Origin of the sequence: Devosia ginsengisoli (assembly GCF_024707105.1) — a bacterium.
Lineage (GTDB): Bacteria > Pseudomonadota > Alphaproteobacteria > Rhizobiales > Devosiaceae > Devosia > Devosia ginsengisoli_A.
The window spans coordinates 1,000,610-1,022,674 of the sequence record NZ_JANQAJ010000011.1 but is presented as its reverse complement, the minus strand read 5'-3'; the positions used below and the strand labels follow the sequence as shown (position 1 = coordinate 1,022,674).

22 protein-coding genes and 1 pseudogene are annotated in these 22,065 nt (G+C 64.3%); 16 read left to right on the top strand and 7 right to left on the bottom strand.

Going from position 1 to position 22,065, the window contains the following annotated elements:
* Positions 1 to 154 precede the first annotated feature (154 nt).
* The 3 genes from NVV79_RS19075 (at position 155) to NVV79_RS19065 (ending at position 4,351) form a co-directional block, all read left to right on the top strand.
* Complete coding sequence (locus NVV79_RS19075) at positions 155 to 1,408, top strand: Zn-dependent hydrolase (protein WP_303992646.1); 1,254 nt, start codon at positions 155 to 157, stop codon at positions 1,406 to 1,408.
* Complete coding sequence (locus NVV79_RS19070) at positions 1,408 to 2,502, top strand: DUF917 domain-containing protein (protein ID WP_303992643.1); 1,095 nt, start codon at positions 1,408 to 1,410, stop codon at positions 2,500 to 2,502. Before NVV79_RS19075 ends, NVV79_RS19070 begins: the two co-directional genes overlap by 1 nt.
* 187 nt (positions 2,503 to 2,689) lie before the next feature.
* A complete protein-coding gene (locus tag NVV79_RS19065) occupies positions 2,690 to 4,351 on the top strand; it encodes a urocanate hydratase (protein ID WP_303992641.1) in 1,662 nt (553 codons plus the stop codon).
* Between the two features lie 155 nt (positions 4,352 to 4,506).
* On the opposite strand, the gene NVV79_RS19060 is transcribed toward NVV79_RS19065, so the two are convergent.
* The 3 genes from NVV79_RS19060 to NVV79_RS19050 form a co-directional block, all read right to left on the bottom strand.
* Positions 4,507 to 5,052: a two-component system response regulator gene (locus NVV79_RS19060; protein ID WP_303992639.1), complete on the bottom strand. Its 546-nt coding sequence runs from the start codon at positions 5,050 to 5,052 to the stop codon at positions 4,507 to 4,509.
* 283 nt (positions 5,053 to 5,335) lie between these two features.
* The gene (locus tag NVV79_RS19055; protein ID WP_303992636.1) at positions 5,336 to 5,944 is read right to left on the bottom strand and encodes a superoxide dismutase; all 609 of its coding nucleotides are present in this window, start codon (positions 5,942 to 5,944) and stop codon (positions 5,336 to 5,338) included.
* Between the two features lie 72 nt (positions 5,945 to 6,016).
* Complete coding sequence (locus NVV79_RS19050) at positions 6,017 to 8,113, bottom strand: S9 family peptidase (RefSeq protein WP_303992633.1); 2,097 nt, start codon at positions 8,111 to 8,113, stop codon at positions 6,017 to 6,019.
* Positions 8,114 to 8,500: 387 nt separating this feature from the next.
* Between NVV79_RS19050 and mbhE the strand changes: the two genes are divergently transcribed.
* From mbhE to NVV79_RS18995, 11 genes and pseudogenes are all read left to right on the top strand, one after another.
* Positions 8,501 to 10,888 carry a hydrogen gas-evolving membrane-bound hydrogenase subunit E gene (mbhE, locus tag NVV79_RS19045; RefSeq protein ID WP_303992631.1) on the top strand — a complete coding sequence of 796 codons (2,388 nt, stop codon included), beginning with the start codon at positions 8,501 to 8,503 and terminating at the stop codon, positions 10,886 to 10,888.
* Entirely contained in the window at positions 10,885 to 11,310 is a 426-nt protein-coding gene (locus NVV79_RS19040; RefSeq protein ID WP_303992628.1) for a Na+/H+ antiporter subunit B, read from the top strand. Before mbhE ends, NVV79_RS19040 begins: the two co-directional genes overlap by 4 nt.
* Positions 11,310 to 11,687 carry a Na+/H+ antiporter subunit C gene (locus NVV79_RS19035; RefSeq protein ID WP_303992625.1) on the top strand — a complete coding sequence of 126 codons (378 nt, stop codon included), beginning with the start codon at positions 11,310 to 11,312 and terminating at the stop codon, positions 11,685 to 11,687. Before NVV79_RS19040 ends, NVV79_RS19035 begins: the two co-directional genes overlap by 1 nt.
* 1 nt (position 11,688) lies before the next feature.
* Positions 11,689 to 13,239, top strand: a complete 1,551-nt coding sequence (locus NVV79_RS19030; RefSeq protein WP_303992624.1) for a proton-conducting transporter membrane subunit — start codon at positions 11,689 to 11,691, stop codon at positions 13,237 to 13,239.
* Positions 13,236 to 13,715, top strand: a complete 480-nt coding sequence (locus tag NVV79_RS19025) for a Na+/H+ antiporter subunit E (RefSeq protein WP_303992621.1) — start codon at positions 13,236 to 13,238, stop codon at positions 13,713 to 13,715. Before NVV79_RS19030 ends, NVV79_RS19025 begins: the two co-directional genes overlap by 4 nt.
* Positions 13,712 to 13,981, top strand: a pseudogene (locus NVV79_RS19020) (cation:proton antiporter); the annotation flags it as partial. The gene NVV79_RS19025 and the pseudogene NVV79_RS19020, both read left to right, overlap by 4 nt.
* Positions 13,982 to 14,007: 26 nt before the next feature.
* On the top strand, positions 14,008 to 14,361 hold the full coding sequence (gene mnhG / locus NVV79_RS19015; protein WP_303992616.1) for a monovalent cation/H(+) antiporter subunit G: 354 nt from the start codon (positions 14,008 to 14,010) through the stop codon (positions 14,359 to 14,361).
* A gap of 129 nt (positions 14,362 to 14,490) precedes the next feature.
* Complete coding sequence (locus NVV79_RS19010; RefSeq protein ID WP_303992613.1) at positions 14,491 to 14,913, top strand: MucR family transcriptional regulator; 423 nt, start codon at positions 14,491 to 14,493, stop codon at positions 14,911 to 14,913.
* Between the two features lie 163 nt (positions 14,914 to 15,076).
* On the top strand, positions 15,077 to 15,460 hold the full coding sequence (locus tag NVV79_RS19005; RefSeq protein WP_369684745.1) for a helix-turn-helix domain-containing protein: 384 nt from the start codon (positions 15,077 to 15,079) through the stop codon (positions 15,458 to 15,460).
* On the top strand, positions 15,453 to 15,953 hold the full coding sequence (locus tag NVV79_RS19000; RefSeq protein WP_303992610.1) for a DUF6456 domain-containing protein: 501 nt from the start codon (positions 15,453 to 15,455) through the stop codon (positions 15,951 to 15,953). Before NVV79_RS19005 ends, NVV79_RS19000 begins: the two co-directional genes overlap by 8 nt.
* A 41-nt stretch (positions 15,954 to 15,994) precedes the next feature.
* Positions 15,995 to 17,062, top strand: coding sequence for an acyltransferase (locus NVV79_RS18995; protein ID WP_303992607.1), 1,068 nt, complete (start codon positions 15,995 to 15,997; stop codon positions 17,060 to 17,062).
* On the opposite strand, the gene NVV79_RS18990 is transcribed toward NVV79_RS18995, so the two are convergent.
* The 4 genes from NVV79_RS18990 to NVV79_RS18975 form a co-directional block, all read right to left on the bottom strand.
* The gene (locus NVV79_RS18990; RefSeq protein ID WP_303992604.1) at positions 17,063 to 17,488 is read right to left on the bottom strand and encodes a SufE family protein; all 426 of its coding nucleotides are present in this window, start codon (positions 17,486 to 17,488) and stop codon (positions 17,063 to 17,065) included.
* A 71-nt stretch (positions 17,489 to 17,559) separates the two neighbouring features.
* Entirely contained in the window at positions 17,560 to 17,898 is a 339-nt protein-coding gene (locus NVV79_RS18985; protein WP_303992601.1) for a hypothetical protein, read from the bottom strand.
* A 98-nt stretch (positions 17,899 to 17,996) separates the two neighbouring features.
* Positions 17,997 to 18,206, bottom strand: coding sequence for a cold-shock protein (locus NVV79_RS18980; RefSeq protein WP_056227426.1), 210 nt, complete (start codon positions 18,204 to 18,206; stop codon positions 17,997 to 17,999).
* Positions 18,207 to 18,529: 323 nt separating this feature from the next.
* On the bottom strand, positions 18,530 to 18,823 hold the full coding sequence (locus tag NVV79_RS18975; RefSeq protein WP_303992597.1) for a hypothetical protein: 294 nt from the start codon (positions 18,821 to 18,823) through the stop codon (positions 18,530 to 18,532).
* Positions 18,824 to 19,178: 355 nt separating this feature from the next.
* On the opposite strand from NVV79_RS18975, the gene NVV79_RS18970 reads away from it, so the two are divergent.
* Positions 19,179 to 20,954 carry a PAS domain-containing sensor histidine kinase gene (locus tag NVV79_RS18970; RefSeq protein ID WP_303992593.1) on the top strand — a complete coding sequence of 592 codons (1,776 nt, stop codon included), beginning with the start codon at positions 19,179 to 19,181 and terminating at the stop codon, positions 20,952 to 20,954.
* A complete protein-coding gene (locus tag NVV79_RS18965) occupies positions 20,951 to 22,054 on the top strand; it encodes a peptidoglycan-binding protein (RefSeq protein WP_303992590.1) in 1,104 nt (367 codons plus the stop codon). The genes NVV79_RS18970 and NVV79_RS18965 overlap by 4 nt, the downstream gene beginning before the upstream one ends.
* The last annotated feature ends 11 nt before the right edge of the window (positions 22,055 to 22,065 follow it).

Sequence of the window (22,065 nt, the reverse complement as noted above, 5' to 3'; positions counted from 1 at the left end):
CCCACCCTCAATCCCTCCCCACAAGGGGGAGGGAAGCCTGCCCGGTGTGAGGCTGATATTGTGCCACTGACCGATCCCCCATCGTCTCCTCCCCCTTGTGGGGAGGGATCAAGGGTGGGGGTATGGGAGCCACAATCTTGGGGATGTCGCTCGTATGATCCCCAATTCCCCCATCCGCGCCGACCGCATCGCCGCCGATATCGATGCGCTGGCGGCCATCACTGAGCCGGGGCGCCCGTGGACGCGGCGGGCGTTTACGCCGATGTTTCTCGAAGGGCGAAAATGGCTGGAACAGGCCATGCGGGAGGCCGGGGCGGTGACGGGGGTGGATGCGGCGGGGAACCTGGTGGGGACCATTCCGGGTCGGCGGCCGGAGTTGGGGACGATCATGCTGGGCAGCCATTCCGATACCGTGCCCGATGGCGGGCGGTTCGACGGCATTGCCGGTGTGGTCGTGGCGCTGGAAGTGGCGCGGGCCTTGCGCGATCAGGGCGTGGTGCTGGAGCACAATCTGGAAGTGGTGGATTTCCTGGCCGAGGAAGTTTCCATCTTCGGTGTCTCCTGCATCGGCAGCCGGGGCATGAGCGGCACGCGGCCGACGGAATGGCTGGCGCGGGAGAGCGACGGGCTGACGCTGGAGCAGGGGCTTTTGCAGGTGGGCGGCGATGCGCGGCTGCCGGCGCAGCGCGACGATATCAAGGCCTTCCTCGAACTGCATATCGAGCAGGGGCCGGTGCTGCAGGACGAGCAGCGCGATGTGGGCGTGGTGACGGCGATTGCGGGGATTACGCGGATCGAGATTATCGTCGAGGGCCGGGCCGACCATGCGGGGACGACGCCGATGGGGTCGCGCCAGGATGCGCTGACCACGGCGGCATGGATCGCGCTGGGGGTCGAGGAACTGGGCAAGGCTTTGGCCAGCGGCGCGGCGCATTTCGCGGCTACGGTGGGCGAATTCGAAATGTCGCCCAACGCCGCCAATGTGGTGCCGGCACGGGTGCGCATGTTGATCGACGCGCGGGCGGAACTGCGGGCGGATATGGAGCGGTTTGTCGATGAACTCGACAAGGGCGTGGTGGCGATTGCCGAGAAGACCGGTGTGGCGGTCTCGGAGCCGCGCATTGTGTCGGACAATCCGCCGACGCCATGTGATGCCGGGTTGCTCGATGTGCTCGATGCGGCCTGCGAGACGGCGGGTGCGCGGCACCGGCGCATGGCGTCGGGGGCGGGGCATGACACGGCCTGGATGGCGCGGATCACCAAGGCGGCAATGATTTTCGTGCCGTGCAAGGATGGCCGCAGCCATTCGGCCGACGAATTCGCCACCAACGAAGATATCGCGCTGGGCGCGGCCGTTCTGCTGGACGCCGTGCGGGCGCTGGACACGAAATTGCAGGAGACCAGGTAATGGGGCGCATTCTGACCGAAAAAGACGTGGAAGCGGCGGTGCGCGGCGGCTCGGTCTATGCCGCGGGCGGCGGCGGCTGGGCCGACCATGGCCGCATGCTGGGCACGGCGGCCGTGCGCATCGGCCAGCCGGAACTGGTTGATATCGAGGAGCTGGATGAAGACGACTGGGTGGCGACGGCGGCCGCCATCGGCGCGCCGGCTTCCACCACGCCGTGGGAAATGCGCGGGGTGGACTACATCAAGGCCGTGCAATTGTTGCAGGATGCGCTGGGCGAGAAGCTGAGCGGGCTGATGGTCGGGCAAAACGGGAAATCGTCCACGCTCAATGGCTGGCTGCCGGCGGCGGCGCTTGGGATGAAGGTGGTGGATGCGGTGGGTGATATCCGCGCCCATCCGACCGGCGACATGGGCTCGATCGGCATGGCCGGCTCGCCCGAGCAGATGATCCAGACGGCGGTGGGCGGCAATCGTGAGGAGAACCGCTATATCGAGCTGGTGACGCGCGGGGCGACCGCCAAGGTGTCGCCGATATTGCGCACGGCGGCGGATATGTCGGGCGGCTTCATCGCCTCGTGCCGCAATCCGCTGCGGGCTAGCTATGTGAAGCAGCACGCGGCTTTGGGCGGCATTTCGCTGGCGCTGAAGCTGGGCGAGGCGATGATCGCGGCCGAGGGCAAGGGGCCGGGCAAGATGATCGATGCCATCGTGGAGACGACGGGCGGAACCATCCTCACCAAGGGCTACATTACCGCTATCGACGTGACCTATACCAAGGAGGCGTTCGATATCGGCAAGATCACTGTGGGCGAGGGCGACACGGCGACCACGCTGCATGTGATGAACGAATATATGGCGGTGGAGGATGCCGGCGGGACGCGGCTGGCGACGTTCCCCGATGTGCTGACGACGCTGGATGCGGCAGGGCAGGCGCTGTCGGTGGGGCAATTGGGGCGCGGCATGTATGTTTTCGTGCTGCATGTGCCCAAGACAGGAATTCCGTTGAGTTCGAGCGTGTTGGACCCGGCGGTTTATCCCTTTGTCGAGGAGCGCATGGGGATCGAGCTGGCGAAATATGCGCTGGGCACCGGCTGACCCGGCCACGGTTTCCCTTCTCCCCTTGCGGGCGAAGGTGCCCCGAAGGGGCGGATGAGGGGTTACCTCCGCCAGCATCGAAGCATGGGCGGGCGCAGCACCCCTCACCCTCGAAAATCCTCTGAACGAGGATTTTCTATCCCTCTCCCGCAAGGGGAGAGGGGGAAGCAAGAATGAGGTTTTGAAAATGCCCACAGCCAATCCCCGTCACCCCAACTTCCCCATTCCCGGGGGCCTCGAGCTCCGCGCCAAGGGCTGGCGGCAGGAGGCGTTGCTGCGGCTGCTGGAGAATGTGCTGGCGGTCGGAGAGAACCCGGACGAGCTGGTGGTCTATGCCGCGCTCGGCAAGGCGGCGCGGAACTGGGCGGCGCATAGGGGGATCGTCGAGACGCTGCTGCGGATGGATGAGGACCAGACGCTGATCATCCAGTCGGGCAAGCCGATCGGGCTGCTGAAGACCCATGCCAGGGCGCCGCTGGTCATCATGGCCAATTGCAACATTGTCGGGCAATGGGCCAAGGCCGAGGTGTTCTATGAACTGGAGAAGCAGGGGCTGATCTGCTGGGGCGGGCTGACGGCGGGGGCGTGGCAATATATCGGCTCGCAGGGCGTGATCCAGGGCACGTATGAGATTTTCATGCGGATCGCCGAGAACCGGTTTGGGGGTTCGCTGGCGGGGCGGTTCATCCTCACGGCCGGGCTGGGCGGCATGGGCGGGGCGCAGCCACTGGCCGGGCGCATGGCGGGTGCGGCGATCCTCTGTGTCGATATCGATGCGGAGCGGGCGAAGAAGCGGCAGGATGTGGGGTATCTCGAAGAAATCGCACCGGACCTTGATACGGCTCTGGCGATGATCGACAAGGCCGTGGCGGAGAAGCGGGCGACGTCCATCGGGCTGGTCGGCAATGCGGCGGAGATTTATCCGGAGATCGCGCGGCGCGGCATCGTGCCCGATATCGTGACCGACCAGACTTCGGCGCATGACCTCGTCTATGGCTATGTGCCAAAGGGCATGGCACTGGATGAGGTCCGGCGCCTGCGGGTCGAAGGGTCGGGGCAGTTGATGGCGGCGAGCCGGGCTTCCATCGTCGACCATGTGCGGGCCATGCTGGCCTTTCAGCAGGCGGGCAGCGAAGTGTTCGACAATGGCAACCTGATCCGCACCCAGGCCAAGGCCGGCGGGGTGGAGAATGCCTTCGATATCAAGATTTTCACCGAGGCCTATCTGCGGCCGCTGTTTGCGCGGGCCATCGGGCCGTTCCGCTGGATGGCGCTCTCGGGCGACCCGGAGGATATTCGCAAGATCGACGACAAATTGCTGGAGATGTTCCCGGATAACCGGATCGTCACCAACTGGATTTCATTGGCGCGACAGCATGTGCCCTTCGAGGGGCTGCCGGCGCGGATCGCCTGGCTCGGGCATGGCGAGCGGACGGCTTTGGCGCGGGCGGTGAATGCCATGGTGACCGATGGGACGCTCAGCGGGCCGGTGGCCTTCAGCCGCGACCATCTCGATGCCGGGGCCATGGCGCATCCCAATATCATGACGGAGCGGATGAAGGACGGGTCGGACGCGATTGCCGACTGGCCGATCCTCGACGCCATGCTGCTGTGCGCGTCCATGGCCGACCTGGTGGTAGTCCATTCGGGTGGGGGCGGCTATGCGGGGTTTATGACGTCGGCGGGGGTGACTGTGGTGGCCGATGGCACGCAAGAGGGCGATGAGCGGCTGGAGCATGCGCTGACCAATGACACGGCGCTCGGCGTGATGCGTTATGCCGATGCGGGGTATGCGGAGAGCTTCGAGGAGATCGCCGCCAAGGGGATCGGGCATATCGCGGTGGGGTAGCACTTACGTCAGTGGGTGTGGCCCCACCCCACCCTCAATCCCTCCCCATCAAGGGGAGGGAGGCGCTAGCTGCGATACCATGTTCATCGTCTCCCTCCCCTTGTGGGGACGGATCAAGGGTGGGGGTGTTTGGCCCCGATCCGGAGAGGTAGGCCTCAGCCCTCCAGCCCCGGATGCCTTGGTTTGCGGCGGTCCGGGAAGAGCGGGATGACATTGTCGGTGGCACGGCGGGTCGGCACGGGATGCGGTGTCGGCAAGGGGGCGCGATTGCGGCGGTCGGGGCCGCGATAGCCGCCCAGGACGCCGACGACGCTGCGGGTACGCAGGCGCGCCTGGATGCGCTGCAGCAGGTGGCGCGGGGACATCGGCTTGATGATGACTTCGTCGATGCCGGCGCTGATGGCCTGGTGGCGCATCGGCGGAGTGACGGTACGCGTCAGCGCAATGACCGGCACATCCTGGCTGATGAGATCATTGTTGAGGCGGATGGATTCGACCATTTCATAGGCGGGGCGCCCTTCGCGGTCGAAATCGCAGACCAGCATGTCGAGCGGGGCGATGCGCATATAGGCGATGAGCTCAATATCGCTCTCGAACTGACGCACCTTGAGATGCGAGTCGCCGGCCACGACCATCGCCAGCAGCGACGACAGCGCAGTATTGGCCGCAATAATGGCAACGACCTTGGTCGGCTCTGACACTGACTTCCCCGGATAGTAAATGAAGCGTTACCATGGGGAAATGTCGGGAAGAAGAGGCCGGTTCCAGAAATGGATAATGGCTGGGGGAAAAAGATGAGGTGGGCATGAAAAAGCCCGCCGGAGGGCGGGCCTGGATGTTTTCACAAGCTCGGTGTCATCCCGGCCTTGAGCCGGGATCCATCCTGAGATGCATCATGGAACCACCTTGCGGCTGCGGCTCAATCTCGGGATGGGCCCCGGCTCAAGGCCGGGGTGACATCGTGGGTGGGGCGAGATAGTGCCCTTAAGCCGTGGCTTCGTCGAACATCAGCTCGACGTGTTCCCAGTTCACCAGGTTGTCGAACCAGGCTTCGAGATATTTCGGGCGGGCGTTGCGGTAGTCGATGTAATAGGAGTGTTCCCACACATCGACGCCCAGGATCGGGTGGCCGCCATGGACCAGCGGCGACTCGCCGTTCGGGGTCTTGGTGACTTCGAGCTTGCCGTTCTTGACGGACAGCCAGGCCCAGCCGGAGCCGAACTGGGTGGTGCCGGCATTGATGAAATCGGCGCGGAACTTGTCGAAACCACCCAGGTCGGAGTCGATGGCCGCCTGCAGCTTGCCCGGCAGCTTGTTGCCGCCGCCATTGGGCTTCATCCAGTTCCAGAAGTGGACATGGTTGTAGTGCTGGCCGGCATTGTTGAAGAGGCCGGCATTCTTGCCGTAGCTCTCCTTGACGATGTCCTCGAGCGGCAGGATTTCCAGCCCCGAGCCTTCCAGCAGCTTTTCGCCATTGGTCACGTAAGCCTGGTGGTGCTTGTCGTGATGGAATTCGAGCGTTTCCTTGGACATGTAGGGGCCAAGCGCATCATAGGCGTAGGGCAGGGGCGGCAGGGTGAATTTCGTGGACATTGTGGCCTCCGATTTTGGGATAGACGCTGAGGAATTCGGCCAAGCTATAGGCCGATTGTGACGACAGAACAATCAGTTGGAACCGAACGTTCCTTCCAATCCGACCGCATTGAGCGCAAAGGCATAACACTCGGCGGTTTCCTTGAGGCGGTCGAACCGTCCCGAAGCGCCGCCATGGCCGGCCCCCATATTGGTCTTGAGGTATAATGGCGCATTGCCGGTCTTGGTTGCGCGCAGTTTTGCCACCCACTTGGCCGGTTCCCAATAGGTGACGCGCGGATCGGTCAGCCCGGCCAGTGCGAATATGGGCGGATAGGGTTTTGCCGCGACCTGCTCGTAGGGGGCATAGGCGGCGATGCGGGCATAGTCTTCGGCCGAGGCGAGGGGATTGCCCCATTCGGGCCATTCGGGCGGGGTGAGCGGCAAGGTTTCGTCGAGCATGGTGTTGAGCACGTCGACGAACGGCACCTGGGCGATGATGCCGCCCCAGAGATCGGGGCGCAGATTGGCGATGGCGCCCATCAGCATGCCGCCGGCCGAGCCGCCCTGCGCCACGATGCGGCCCCTGGCCGTGTAGCCCTTGTCGACCAGCATTTCGGCGGCGGCGATGAAATCGGTGAAGGTGTTGGTCTTGTGCTCGCGGCGGCCCTCTACGTACCAGCGATAGCCTTTTTCCATGCCGCCGCGGATATGGGCGGTGGCATGGACGAAGCCGCGATCGACCAGCGACAAAGCCGAGATGGAAAAGGCCGAAGGCATGGACATGCCATAGGCGCCATAGCCATAGAGCAGGGCCGGGGCGGAGCCATCGAGCTTCGTGCCCTTGCGATAGAGCACGGTGACCGGCACCTGCTCGCCATCATCAGCGGTGGCGAAGAGGCGCCGGGTCTCGTAATCGGCGGGATTGTGGCCGGAGGGCACTTCCTGCTCCTTGAGCAGGGTGCGGGTGCCGGTTTCGAGATCCATGTCATAGGTGCGCGACGGGGTGGTCGGCGAGGAATAGGTGAGGCGGAAGACGCTGGTGTCGAATTCGTAGCCGACCGACATGCCGAGCGAATAGGCCTCCTCGTCGAACTTGACGGTTTCCTCCGTGCCGGTGCGCAGGTCGCGCACGACGATACGCGGCAGGCCTTCGAAGCGTTCGAGCCGCAGCAGGTGATTGCGGATGACGATGGTGTCGAGGATCAGCACGCCCTGCTGGTGCGGGACGAGGTCGGTCCAGTTCTCGGCGCCGGGATTGTCCACGGGCGCGACGGCGATCTTGAAGTCCTCGGCCCCATCGGCGTTGGTGCGGATATAGAGGACGCCGTCGCGCTCATCGATATCGTATTCGCGGTCGGTGAGGCGGGGGGCGACAAGGCGGGGCTCGCCACCGAGTTCGGCATCGATCAGCCAGCATTCCGAGGTCTGGTGATCGTGGGCGTCGATGACGATGTATTTGTCCGAAAGGGTGCGGCCGACGCCGACGAAGAAGCCGGGGTCTTTCTCTTCGAAGATGATGGGGTCGCTGGCCTGATCCGTGCCGATGGTGTGCAGGCGGATGCGGTAGGGCCGGTGGTTGTCGTCATATTCGGTGTAGTAGATCGCCTTGCTGTCATTGCTCCAGACATAGGAGCCGGCGGTTTCCTTGATGACTTCGGCACTGTCCTTGCCGGTATCGAGGTCGCGGATGACGATGTCATAATATTCCGAGCCGGCGCGGTCGGCGGCCCAGGCGAGATAGCGGTGGCTGCGATCATGCTCGGCCCCGGCAAAGCCGAAATAGGCGTCGCCGGCTTCCACATTGCAGTCGAGCAGGATGGTTTCGGGGCCGCCGTCGCGGGCGGTGCGGACGATGAGGGGATACTGCTTGCCCTCGAGCATGCGCGAATTATAGGCGAAGGGGCCGTCGGGCGAGGCAATGCCGCTGTCGTCCTCTTTGATGCGGCCGCGGATTTCCTTGTAGATGGTATCGCGCAGCTTTTCGGTGCGGGTGCCGAATTCGGCCTCGTAGAAAGCGTTCTCGGCTTCGAGATAGGCGCGGATGTCTCCGTTCAGCGTCTCGGGTTTCTGCATCACCTCCTGCCAGTTATCCGCGCGCAGCCAGTGATAGGGATCGTCGCGCTGGATATTGTGGAAGGTGACTTTATGCGACTTCCTGATGGCGACGGGGGCGGTGGGCTTGGTCATGGCAGGTTCCGTAAGGGCGGGCTCATTCACATAGGACTGCGCGGGAAGGATGGGAAGGGGGCGGGCTCTCGCCTCGTGGCTCCCGTCACCCCACCCTCGGTCCCTCCCCATCTAGGGGAGGGAGGCGCATGGGCGATGTCAGTGATCCAATATTGCCTCACACGCCGCCCGGCTTCCCTCCCCCTTGTGGGGAGGGAGTGAGGGTGGGGTAAGCCACGAGCTCAAACTCAAGACCTTGCGCAGAACTGGGTATCGCGTGCGACCTTCGTTGGACAAACTCCCGCAGCGGGCCGTTTTGACTTGTCGCAGGGTGATCGTTCGATATGGTCTTGCCGCAAGCCGGCCCACAGAGTCGGTTCCCGGGAGTATTGGCGGTTGGGGCTGGGTATGGATGCAAGCATAGCGCTGGTGGCGATAGCGCCATTTGTCGCCGCTTTGCTGGCGCCACTGGTCCATCGCCTCGCCAAACCTTTTGCCGGCTGGGTGCTGGCGCTGGTGCCGGGCGGAATATTCCTCTTTCTGCTGACGCTGATCGAGCCGGTGGTATCAGGCGGGGCCATTTCGGCGCGCATCGACTGGGTGCCGGCCTATGATCTGGATCTGTCCTTTCTCGTTGACGGGCTGAGCCTCACCTTCGCGCTGACCATTTCGGGCATCGGCACGCTGATCGTGCTCTATTCGGGGGCCTATCTGAAGGGCCACCCACACCTCGGGCGGTTCCTCGGTTTCCTGCTGGCCTTCATGGGGGCGATGCTGGGGCTGGTGCTGGCCGACGGCATGCTGGCACTGTTCATGTTCTGGGAGCTGACCTCGGTCACCTCCTTCCTGCTGATCGGTTTTGATCACACGCGGCAGGCGGCGCGGCGTGGCGCCATCCAGGCGCTGGTCATTACCAATATCGGCGGCATGGCGCTGCTGGTTGGCGCCATCATGGTGCACTGGCTCACCGGCCAATGGGAGATGAGCGCGCTGGGCGACGAGATACGCAGCAACGGGCTTTACGGGCTGGTGCTGGCGGCTTTCCTCGTGGCGGCCTTCACCAAGTCGGCGCAGGTGCCACTGCATTTCTGGCTGCCCAATGCCATGGAAGCGCCAACGCCGGTTTCGGCCTTCCTGCATTCGGCGACCATGGTGCAGGGCGGCGTGTACCTGCTGGCGCGCACCACGCCCTGGCTGGGTGGCACCGAGGCCTGGACGCTGATCCTGGTCTGCTTCGGCGGTGCGACTTTGCTCTGGGGCGCGCTGGGCGCGCTCAGGCAGACCGACCTCAAGCAGATGCTGGCGCAGACCACCCTGGCCTCGCTGGGGCTGTCGGTGCTGCTGATCGGGCTGGGGACCGAAGCGGCCATTGCCGCGATGGTGCTCTATTTCGTGGCCCATGCCTTCTACAAGGCGGGGCTGTTCATGGTGGTGGGCGCCATCGACCACGAGGCCGGTACGCGCGACATCACCATTCTGGGCGGACTGGCCGACCGCATGCCGCTGACCTTTATCGGAGCGGCCCTGGCGAGCCTTGCCATGATCGGCCTGCCGCTGACGCTGGGCTATTTCGCCAAGGAAGAAATGTATCTCGGCCTTTTAAGCGGACAGTGGCGCGACATTGCCGTGCTGGTCGTGCTGCTGGCGGGCAATGGCCTGCTGGCGGGCGTGGCCATGCTCGTGCTGGTGCGGCCTTTCCTCGGGCCGGTATTGCCGACGCCGAAACTGGCGCATGAGGCGCCCATTGCCATGCTGGCGGGGCCGCTCGTGCTGGGCGCCGCGAGCATCGTGGCCGCCGTGAGCACCGACTGGCTGGGGCATACGCTGCTCGAACCGGGGGCGGGCGCCATTCTCGGCGAAGCCGTGACCAGCCACCTGACGCTCGCCATCAATCCGGCCAGCGCGATCTTCTGGCTGTCCATCGCCACCTGGGCCTTAGGCTATCTGGTCTATCGGCAGGCCGCGACATTGCGCACGCTGTTGCGGCGCTTCGAGGCGGCTTTGGGCTGGACAGCCGATACGGTGTTCGACGCCGTCATGTTCGGGCTGATCCGTTTCTCGGGCGCGCTGACCCGGCTGCTGCATCACGGCAGGCTGGAAATCTACCTGGTGACGGTCTTTGCCGGGCTGGCGCTGGCGCTGATCGCGCCGCTGGTGGCGCTCAAGGGCTATGACGCTCTGCTGCCGACGGCCGAACTGGGCAATTGGGCGGCCAAGCTGAGCTGGCCGCAATTGCAGCCCTATGAATGGGGCGTGATCGCGCTGGCGCTGATCGGGCTGAGCGCGGTGCTGATGGCCAACAACCGGCTGATGGCCATCCTGGCGCTGGGCATCCAGGGCACGTCGGTGGCGCTGATCTTCCTGCTGTTCGGCGCGCCGGACCTGGCCTTCACCCAGTTCATGGTGGAAGTGCTGTCGGTGGTGATCCTGGCGCTGGTGATGACGCGGCTGCGGCTCGACGAGCGCGACCAGCGACCGCTGGAGGATCTGGCGCGCGACGGCACGCTGGCGCTGGTCTGCGGCGTCGGAGTGAGCCTGCTGCTGATGGTGGTGCTGTCGGGCGTGCTCGATACGCGGCTGTCGGACCTGTTCACCGCCACCAGCGTGCCGATTGCCCATGGGCACAATATCGTCAACGTCATCCTGGTCGACTATCGCGGTTTCGATACTTTGGGCGAGATTTCCGTGGTCATGGCGGCGGGCATCGCCATCATGGCACTGCTGCGCAGCCGGGCGAAACCGGCCGTGCCACAACCCAAGCCGGCGCCGCGGCGGCGCAGGAAGGCGGCGGCATGAACACGATCATCTTCCGCACTATCGCGCCGCTGATTGTGGCGATCATGCTGATCTTTTCGGTCTATGTCTGCCTGCGCGGCCATAACGAGCCCGGCGGCGGCTTCATCGGCGGGCTGATCGCTGCCTCTTCCATCGCCATTCTCGGCATGGCCAATGGCGCGGAGGAGACGCGGCGGGCGCTGCGCATCGATCCGCTGGCCATTGCCGGATTCGGCGTGTTCATCGCCGGGTTTTCGGGCCTGCTGTCGCTGTTCACCGGTTCGCCCTTCATGACCAGCATCTGGCTTTACCTCGAACTGGGGCAGACCACGGTGCCGCTTTCGACGCCGATGGTGTTCGATATCGGGGTCTATTTCGTGGTCTTCGGCACCATCGCGGCCGTGGCGCTGGCGCTCGAAGGCGACGGCGAGGAGGAGCGCTGATGGATTATGTGCTCGCCGCGCTGGTCGGATGTTTCGTGGCGCTCGGCGTCTATCTGCTGCTGTCGCGCTCTGTGATCCGCATGCTGCTCGGCATGACCATTCTGGGCAATGGCGTGAACCTGCTGATCTTCACCGCCGGGCGGCTGACGCGCGAGATTGCGCCTATCGTGCCGCCGGGGCTGGAGCAGCCAGACGGTCCCATTGCCAATCCGCTGCCGCAGGCGCTGATCCTGACGGCCATCGTCATCGGCTTTGCCATGTTCAGCTTCCTGCTCGTGTTGGCCTTCCGCGCCTATCAGAGCCTCGATGCCGACAATACCGACACCATGCGCGTGGCCGAGCCGGTCGACGAGCCCAACCCGCCGCTGAGCTACTGACATGGTGGAATTGCCCCCTGCAATGATCGAGACCATGACATCAGCCGCCGACTGGGTGGTGGTGCTGCCGCTGGTGCTGTGCCTGATGGGCGCCGCCGCGACGCTGATGCTGCGCCGGTCGGGCGCGCTGACTTTCGTTTTCACCCTGCTGATCCTGGTCGCCGTCATCGCTTGCGAGGTGACGCTGCTGCTGCGCGTACTCGATAGCGGGCCGCTGAGCATGACGATGGGCAAATGGCTGCCGCCCTTCGGCATCAGCTTTGCCGCCGACATTTTCGGCGCCGGCTTCGCGCTGACTGCGGCTGTGGTGACGCTGATCGTGCTGGTTCATGCACAGGGCGAACGCGGCGCCGAGGATGGGCGCGACGGCTTCCACTCCATGGTGCTGTTGCTGCTGGCTGGCGTCACCGGCTCCTTCCTCACCGGCGACCTGTTCAACCTCTATGTGTGGTTCGAGGTGATGCTGATCGCCTCCTTCGGCCTGCTCGTGCTGGGCGGGCGCCCGGCGCAGCTCGACGGCGCGGTGAAGTATGGCTTCATCAATTTCCTCGCCACCACATTTTTCCTGCTGGCGCTGGGCCTGCTCTACGGCCTGCTCGGTACGCTCAACATGGCCGACATCATGCGGGTGGCGCCGGCTGCCAATCCGGCAGCGATGGCGGGCGTGGCGGCCTTGCTGCTGTTGGCCTTCGGCATGAAAGCAGCCGCTTTCCCGGTCAATGCCTGGCTGCCGGCTTCCTATCACACGCCCCCGGCGGTGGTGTCGGCGCTGTTCGGCGGGCTGCTGACCAAGGTCGGTATCTACGCCATGCTGCGGGCGCTGGTCGTGCTGCTGCCCGCCAGCCGCGACCTGCTCGAGCCGGTGCTGGTGGTGATCGCCGTGGCGACGCTGCTGATCGCGCCTTTGGGCGCCATTGCCGAAACCAATCTGCGCCGCGCCCTCGGCTTCTTCGTCATCGGCGGGGTCGGCTCGGTGCTGGTCGGTATTGCCCTGCCGTCGCTGGCCGGGGTGAGCGGGGCCGGGCTCTATGTGTTCCACGCCATCCTGACCATGACGGCCTTCTATCTCGTCGCCGGGCTGGTGGAGCGACGGACGGGGCAGACCGATACCAGGCGCATGGGCGGGCTCTACGCGACGACGGCGCCGGTTTCGATCCTGTTCTTCGTGCTGGTGCTGGCCACGGCGGGCGTACCGCCGTTCCTCGGCTTCTGGCCCAAACTGCTGCTGTTGCAGGCCGGGCTGGGTGAAGGGAGCTGGCTGGGTGGCCTCGTGGCGATCGCATTGCTGGTCAATGCCGTGCTGACGCTGATTGCCGGCTCGCGGCTTTGGGCGCATATTTTCTGGCGCGCGGCGCCCGAGGGCGCAGTCGTGCCGCCGGTCGCCGGCGGTGCTTGGCTTCGCGTCGGCACGACCGGCGCGCTGGTGGCCATCGTGGTTGCGGTGGGCCTTTGGCCCAATGGCATGTTCGAAGCCCTGCGGCTCGGTGCGCCAGACCTGCTCGATCCGTCCCGCTATGTCACCGCCATCGGTCTTGCAGGAGGCACGCCATGAATCCGGCCATGACTGTCGTCGTGCTGGCCCTGATCTGGGCCGCCATTACCGGCACGTTCAGCGGGCTCAACCTGCTCCTGGGCGCCGCCATCGGCATTGTCGCCGTGCTGCTGCTGCGGAAGAATCTCGGGCCGCCGCGCCGCTTCCGCCAACTGCGCAATGCGGCGTCGTTGGCCGCGCTGTTTCTCTATGAACTCGCGGCGAGTGCCGTGCGGGTGGCCATCGTGGTGCTGACGCCGGATATGAAATCGGCGCTGAAGCCGGCCATTATCGCCTTTCCGCTGAGCGTGAAATCGGATGCCGAGATTACCCTGCTGGCCAATCTCATCACCCTGACGCCGGGCACGCTGAGCGTCGATGTGAGCGAGGATCGCAGCCTGCTCTATGTCCATGCGCTGAATTTCGGCACCCGCGAGGGGCTGATCGCCGATATTGCCGGCGGCTTCGAGGCCAAGGTGCGGGAGGTCTATTCATGAGCCCCGCCGACGCCTTGTCCCTGGCCACGCTGATCGCCCTGGTGATGCTGGGGCTGGCTTTGCTGATCTCGGTGGTGCGCATCATCATCGGCCCGACCCTGGGCGACCGGGTGCTGGCGCTGGACCTGATGACGGTCATCGCCATGGGCTTTGTCGGCACCATCGCCATCCGCACCGGGTTGATGCTGTATCTGGATATCGCTATCGCCTTGGCACTGCTGGGTTTTCTCGCCACGGTGGCCTTTGCGCGCTACATCCTGTCCCGCGCGGCAATGCGCAAGGGTGATGCACCATGATCGCCGCCATCGCCATCTATGCCGGCTGTATATTGCTGCTGCTGGGCGCCCTGTTCAGCCTGATCGCGGCCATCGGCGTCGTCCGCCTGCCCGATCTCTATACCCGCATGCACGCCGCCTCGAAGGCCGGGGCAGTGGGTGGTGGGCTCGTCCTGCTGGCGGTGGCTTTACTGTGTTTCGACGTCGGTGTGGGGCTGCGGGCAATTATCGGCTTTGTATTCCTTTTGCTCACCACACCTGTTTCGGCGCATCTCTTAGCAAGAGCAAGTTATCGCACCACTGATCAGTTACAAATGAAGATGGTAGTTGATGAACTCAAGACTAAAGGTGGCCCCAATTCTGCCGCATGATTGGCCATATTTGTAACATGTTAATTGCGGTATATCTGGTTGCGGCCGGCAATAAACAGTCATAGGAATGAATCATGGCTGTGACTGCCCCTTGTCGTGGCCTAATAAGAATAAATGGAAGGTTGAAATATGAGTGACACCGCCGGTGCGGCGACCGGTTACGAGCATGACCTGATTGAGCTCAGTACCGACATCGTCTCAGCCTATGTGAGCCACAACTCCGTCAACGTGACTGATCTGCCCAAGCTGATCACTGACGTGCATGGGGCCCTGCGCGCTCTACAGACTAACGAGGTCCAGGTTCCCGTCGAGGAACTCAAGCCTGCCGTGCCTATTCGCAAGTCCGTTGCTGCCGACTACATCATCTGCCTCGAAGACGGCAAGAAGTTCAAGTCGCTGAAGCGTCACCTGCGCACCCACTACAATCTCTCGCCGGAAGAATACCGCGAGAAATGGGGCTTGCCCGCCGACTACCCGATGGTTGCTCCCAGCTATTCGGCAACGCGTTCCAAGCTGGCCAAGGATAATGGCCTGGGCCGCAAGGCCGCCTGACGCATACCCTCCGCTAAGAGACGTCGCGTCCATCCGGACCCCGGCGACAAAGACGTTCAAACGGTCGCCCCACGGGGCGGCCGTTTGAATTTGTGCGGGACTTATCCCCACGGGCTTTACTCGTTGCAGTATGTAGGAATAAATTCCTTGACTGCGATGAGGCATGCCGATGTACGACTCTCTCTCACCCTTGCATACCACGGTTTCCAGCGCCTGGCGGGGCAGGACGCAATGTGCCTGTGACGAGGTGATAGCCTTGGTGGCACGCCGGAAAAACGTGCCCATTCGTCTGCTTACCCACAAAAGCCGCAGCCGCCTGCCGGTGGCGCGGGCGCGGCAACTGGCCATGTATCTTTCCCATATCGTCCTCGGCCGCAGCCTGCTTGAAATCGCCGAGGCCTTCGGGCGCGATAGGACAACTGTCTCATATGCCTGCGCCGTCATCGAGGATATGCGCGACGACCCACGCTTCGACGAGGAGGTGACCGCGCTCGAGCAGCAAATCGAGGCGGGCATGGCGGGAGCGGAGGCCAGGCACCATGGCTAAGATTCGCGACGACGACGTGCTGGCGCGCCTGGCTGCGCGCGATGCTGCCGGCTCGGCCTTTCTTGCGCCGCACCACCTGGCGGCGGCCGAGCGGCTCGAGCAGATGATTCGCCGCGCCCAGCTCGCCCCGCGCGTGACCATGTCCTACAATCCGGCCAGCGTGGGCGGGGCGCGGGCGGGCAATGGCGTCGAAACGGCCTCGCAGGGCGCCGCCGATGCGCGACTGCGGCTCAGCCGGCTGGCCGGCATGCTGCCGGCCGATTGCTGGGGTGTGCTGTTCGATGTCTGTGGCCTGGGCAAGGGCCTGCAGATGATCGAGGCGGAACGGCGCTGGCCGCGGCGCAGCGCCAAGCTGGTGCTGCGCATCGGCCTCGACCAGTTGGCACAGCAGTTCGGCCTGTCCGCGCATGCGACCGGCACCGGGCGCGGCACGATCGATAGCTGGCTGGAGGCCCGCCTGCCGCTGATTGCCGAGGTCTTAACTACATCTTGAACGGACATAACCGGCTGGTCCGCGGCGTGGTAGAAACAGGCATGCGGCAAAAGTTCGTCACCATCCAATACCTGCGCGGATTTGCGGCCATGCTTGTGCTGGCCTCCCATGCGCTGCTCTATCCATTGGTGGAGGAGAATCTCGGCTATAGCCGCCTAGGCTGGCTCGGCGTCATCCTGTTCTTCGTGATATCAGGCTTCATCATGGTCGCCGTGACCGGGGAGGGGCGATTCTCCGCCCCGGCCTTCCTGCGCCGCCGCTTCATCCGCGTCGTGCCGATGTATTGGGGCGCGACGCTACTGGCCGCGGTGCTGGCGCTGCTGGCGCCGCAAATCTTCAAGACCACGGTCTACGATACCGGGCAATTGCTGCTGTCGCTGCTCTTCGTGCCCTTCTACAATCCGGTGAGCCACGGTATCCACCCGCTCTACAAGCTGGGCTGGACGCTGAATTACGAAATCTTCTTCTATGTCTGCTTCGCATTGCTGGCTTTTCTCGGCGCGCAATCGCGTGTGGTCTGGCTGACCATTGCCTTTACTGCTTTGGCAGTATTGGGCGCATTGTTCCAGCCCGAACCGGCTATTGCCCAATTCTATACCAGCTTCATGCCGCTGGCCTTCTGCGCCGGCGCCTGGCTGGGGCTGGCGACGCTGCGCGGGCGGCTGGGCAGATTATCGAGCTGGGCGATCGGCCTGGCGCTGGTGCTGGGGCTGGCCGGACTGGTGGAAGGGTTCGTCTTCGACCGGGGCATCATGGAAGACGGCTTCGCCTTTATCGGCTTCGTCACCTTCGCCTCGGCGCTGATCCTGCTGGCGGTGCATTTCGAGCCGCGCCTGCCGCGCGTGGCCCTGTTCGAGCATATCGGGGACGCGTCCTACTCGATCTATCTCGTGCATATCTATGAAGTGGCCATCCTGGCCGGGCTCGCCTTCCGGCTGCTCGACCCTGCCGACCTGTGGGCGGACTATTTCGTCGCGGCTGTGTCGATCATGGGTGGCACGCTGGCCGGCATCTTGCTCTATCGCTATGTCGAGCAGCCGGTCCTGCGCTTCTGCAATGGCCTGTTTGGCGGCAGACGCCCCAAAGTGGAAGCCGCTCCGGCCGAGTGATCAGCTCAGCGCCTTGCCTTCGGCCCGGATGCGATTGACCATCGCCACCAGGCCATTGGAACGCTGCATGCCCAGATGCTCGCTCAGGCCGACTTTCCTGAACCAGGCTATGGCATCGGTATCGGCGATTTCCGCGGCCGGACGGCCCGAATAGAGCGCGATGAGGATGGCCACCAGACCCTTGGTGATGATGGCATCCGACTGGCCCCGGAACCGCATGACGGCAAGGCCGCCGGAGCGGTCCACGCTGGACACCAGCCAGACATTGGACACGCAGCCCTTGACCTTGTTTTCGGCAGTCTTGTCGGTCTCGGGCATGTCAGGCAGCGCCTGTCCGAGCTCGATGACGTAATTCAGCCGATCCTCCCAATCGTCGAGGAAGGATAGGTTTTCGGCAATGTCCTGGAAGGCTTGGGGTTCTCTCATGGCCGATTATCTAGTCAAAGCCGCGCGCCATTACCAGAGCCGCCTTGCCGGCGGCTCCGGAGGAATTCGGGTCAGGCCATGGCGGCCTGCTGCCCCGCTGCGGCATGCGCCGGTGCATAGGTGTTGCCACGATAGTGGCGCGTGCGGCGAAGCCGTTCCCGCTTGCTGTCGCGCTTGCGCGGCAGAGGAAAGGCGGGGCTGTGGTAAAGGGCGACGAGGTCGTCGCGGCCGAATGTCGTGCCGCCGACCTTGAGCATGGCGCCATGCAGGCTCACCGGCGCGGCCTCTTCGAGGGCGAAACGGATGGCCTGGGCGGCAGTGGCAAAGGATCGGCCACCCTGCTCGATAGCAGCGTGCCGGTCGCTGCCGAGATAAAGCTCGGCGCGAGCGTGGTAGTCTTGAAATGTCATTATTGTCTCTATGGCCCGGGCCAAGCCGCAGGGCCTTGTCTATGCCCCGGCAATGCCGGAGGCGGCATCCGAGCCCCCGGTGGGGGCTCGGAGCAGTCTTACTTTACGAGCGTCAGGTTCGTCGCCGAAATCTTGCCGTCACGGCCATTCTCGAGCTCATAGGTGACCTTGTCACCTTCATAGAGCCCGGCAAGGCCGGAACGTTCGACGGCCGACACATGGACAAAAGCGTCCTTGCTGCCGTCTTCGGGCGAAATGAAGCCGAAGCCCTTGGTGGAATTGAAGAATTTTACGGTGCCGGTAATCATGGCTTTAATCTCTCAGGTCGTGCCCCGGCCAAAGGCCAGATAGCATCATTGCTGCCGGACACATGTCGGGCAGGGCTAAACGCTCTCAAAAACAGGGGGGTATGACCAAACCGGCGAGCCGGGATCAGATAGCCATGTAGCTCAAACGTATGGACAACATATAGGCGCACCTGCTGCCGATAGCAAGGCAATGGTGTTTGGGCAGGAAAAAGCCCCAAGCACGGGGCAGCGTGCTTGGGGCCAAGGCCAGGGGTCGCTGGAGTGCGTCGCTTGGGGAAGTGACGCGAGCCCTGGGGTCTACTGTCGGGGCCTGGTGGCTCCCGTTAACCCGCCCAGTCCGGCCGAGGCCGGGGCATGGGGGCCGGACCAATCGTCGGAGACTCATGCATGGGTGTACCGACGGACGGGGAAGACTGCAGCGCCGCGGCAATGACGGCCTTGCCGCCGGCGCATTGGAAACTGTCGCATTCGATAGCCTGGATCTGTTCGGCAATGACCTGCTGGCCCGCCGCCATGGCCTGTGCGGACATGGCCTGGGCATCGACGAAGTCGACACCGGGCTTGATCACCATATAGGCGACCGTCAGCCAGAAAACGGAACGAACGACCAGAAACATTGCTTCTTTCCAAGGCTTTGGCAGGACCTTTGCGGCCTGCATCACCGACATTAGAGCGGCCGTCTTAAGCGCCGCTGGGACATTTCGATAAAATTTTAGACAAATGCGCCCGATCGTTTCGGTAGAGGGCAACGGCTTGTTTACGCTAACCCAAGAAAGGACCGCGCCGGGACGCATGGAAGTCTCTGCGGGCGACAGGATTTAAGCTGGCCTTTAGCTCTTGGTCCGCAGGGTAGCGGCAACGAGACCTGAGCCATTCAGGCGTAACTGGTGCCTCCGGCATCCATGACTGCTGGCGTCGTGATAGTGAGTAATGCGTATGCGTAGCCTGTTCTCTTTCGGCGCAAGCAAAGAGATGTCCCTGGCCGTTGCCGGCACCGGCCACCGCCCGGAAATGCTGCGCCGCAAGACGCTGGCCAACAATGCCCGCATCCTGATTCTGTTCAGCGCCCTGGCCATGCCCTTTGCGGTCTATGGGCTGGTGACGGGCACTGCTTTCCCCTTTGCCGTCGCCGTGCTCGGCCTTGCCGGCGGCATGATTACGCTGGCTCTGCATCAGCGCCGGCTGTTCGAAGAAGCGGCGGCCGGACAGGTCTGCATCCTGCTGGCGCTCGGCTGCATGCTGACCCTGGCCGATCCGCGCCTGGGCGATGCGGGCTTGGCCATTGCCGTCATGGCGCCAATCCTGGCCTCGCTGGTGGGGCGCAAACCCCTGCGGCACCAGAGCTGGGCCCTGCTGGCCGGCGTGGTGGGGCTGGCCGGGATCGGCGCGGCTTTTGCAATGCCGGCGATTCCGGTTGGAGCAGGGGCGTTGATGGCCACCGCCATCGTCGCCTTCGTAACCAGTGTCGCGATCATCGCGCATACCGCCAACCGTATCAACGCGGCCTATGAGGTCTATGACAAGGCGCAGATGACCGCCTATCGGCACCTGATCGAGCATGTGCAGGATGGCGTGATCCGCTTTTCCAGCGATGGCGAAATCCTGCTGGCTTCGCGCTCGTCCGAGCAGCTTTTCGGCTGCCGCCGCTATGAATTGTCGGGCGGTGGGCTGGGCGAGCGGCTGCATGTGCTGGATCGCCCCGCCTATCTCACCGCCTTTGCCGACGCCAACCAGGGCGGCAAGTCTCGGGTGATCGAAGTGCGGATGCGCCAGGACGATCCGCGCGCCATGACCAGCGTGCCCCGCTTCATCTGGGTCGAAATCAGCTTTTCGCCGGTGCAGGACGCCGACAATGCCGGGTTGCGGCATGAAGTCGTGGCTTTGTTCCGCGACATTACCAGCCGCAAGGACAATGAACTGGCCATGGCCGAGGCGCGCCGCACCGCCGAGGAAGCGTCGGAGGCCAAGTCGCGTTTCCTCGCCACGATCGGGCATGAATTGCGCACGCCGCTCAATGCCGTGGTTGGCTTCTCGGAAATGATGAGCAGCGGCATCGGCGGGGAGCTGTCGACCACGCATCGTGAATATGCGGGCCTGATTCACCAGAGCGGCAAGCACCTGCTCGAAGTGGTGCGCATGCTGCTCGACATGTCCAAGATCGAGGCCGGCAAGTTCGAATTGCAGACCGAACCTTTTGTGGTCGAAGACATGATCGAGCCCTGCCTCAGCATGGTCGAGGCCATGGCGGCCAAGCACCAGGTGACGCTGGTGACCGATATTGCCAGCCCGCTGCCCCCGCTGGTTGCGGATGAGCGCGCCTGCCGGCAGATCCTGCTCAACCTGCTGTCCAATGCCATCAAGTTCAGCCATCCCGGGGGCAGGGTGACGATCAGCCTCAAGCGGCAGGGCCAGAGCCTCAACCTGTCGGTCAGCGACCATGGCGTCGGCATGGCGCCCGAAGCGCTGACCCGAATCGGTGAGCCCTTCTTCCAGGTGCAGGACGGATTGTCGCGCCGTTATGAGGGGACGGGGCTTGGCCTCTCCATCGTCAAGGGCCTGGTCGACCTGCATGAGGGCACTTTGCGGGCCATGTCCGAAATTGGGGCGGGGACAACGGTCACTGTTTTGCTGCCTATAAACGGTCCGGCAATAAAGACCGACGAAACTGCCATCGTCACTCCTCTCCGCAAAGAGCCAGCCGCCGCTCCTGTTCATTCATGGCAAGACGAAAAAAGAAAAGCGCAATGACGGCAACCACTTTCACCCGCCTGCCTTTGCTGGCGGGCACCGCTGTTGCAACCTCGCTGGGCCGCGCCGGCCTGTGGACCATGTCCCGCTACATGCGGGCGCCACTGGCCTCGACGGGCATGCTGGCGCTGGTCACCCTGACCGCGCTGGCGGCGAGCAACGCCCTCTATTTCCAGACCGCACGGCACCCCGCGCCCTTCTTCGCGCCGGCCATGGATGTGCCGGTGGCCGAGCCGGCCGCCGCGCCCGAGCCCATGCCCGCGCCGGTACGCGAAACGGCCGTCGTCACCACGCCGGTGACGCAGGAAACCACCGGCAGTGTCGCGGCCCCCGCGCCGGTGATTCCCGCTGCGCCCGTCGGCAATAGCGACGCCTTTGCCGTGCAGAAGAAGCTGACCGAACTCGGCCTCTTCAACGGCACGGTCGATGGTTTCTACGGGCCGATGACGGCCAATGCGATTCGCGCCTTCGAGGAGCGCAACGGAATGACGCCGACCGGCGCGATGACGCGTGACGTGATCGACGCGATTCTGCGCGCCGATACGGCGGGCCTGGTGCCGGTGGCCCAGCCGGCGCCGGCGGTGCAGCAGGCGGTTGTCGTGCAGCCTGCGCCGCAGGTTACCCAGCCGCAGCCGGTGGCGCAGCCTGACCGCGTCGTAGCGCGCCTGCCGGATTTGTCGCCGGTGGACCAGGCGGTCGATACGATCGGCAATGCTGCGGCTCAGACCATTGATTCCATCGTGGCCGCCGTCGACGGTGGCCGTACGCCGCCGGCCGCTCCTGCGGTCAAGCCGATTCCGGCCCTGCCGCTGGTGGCGGCGCCCCAGGCCCAGCAGATGCCGGCACCGGTGCAGGTGGCTTCGCTCGAACCCATGGCTCCGCCCGCAGCGGTGGCGCCGGCCAATAATGTGCAACTGGTCAGCCAGATCCAGACGGGACTGGCGAGCCTCGGTTTCTACCATGGTTCGATCGATGGCCATCCGGGCGACGCCACGGCCAAGGCCATCCGCGAATTCGAGAACTTCCACAGCTATCGGGTGACCGGGCAGGTGAACCCCGATCTGGTCGGCCTGTTGCGGCAGGCCGGGGCGGCGATCTAAGCTGGTCGCAT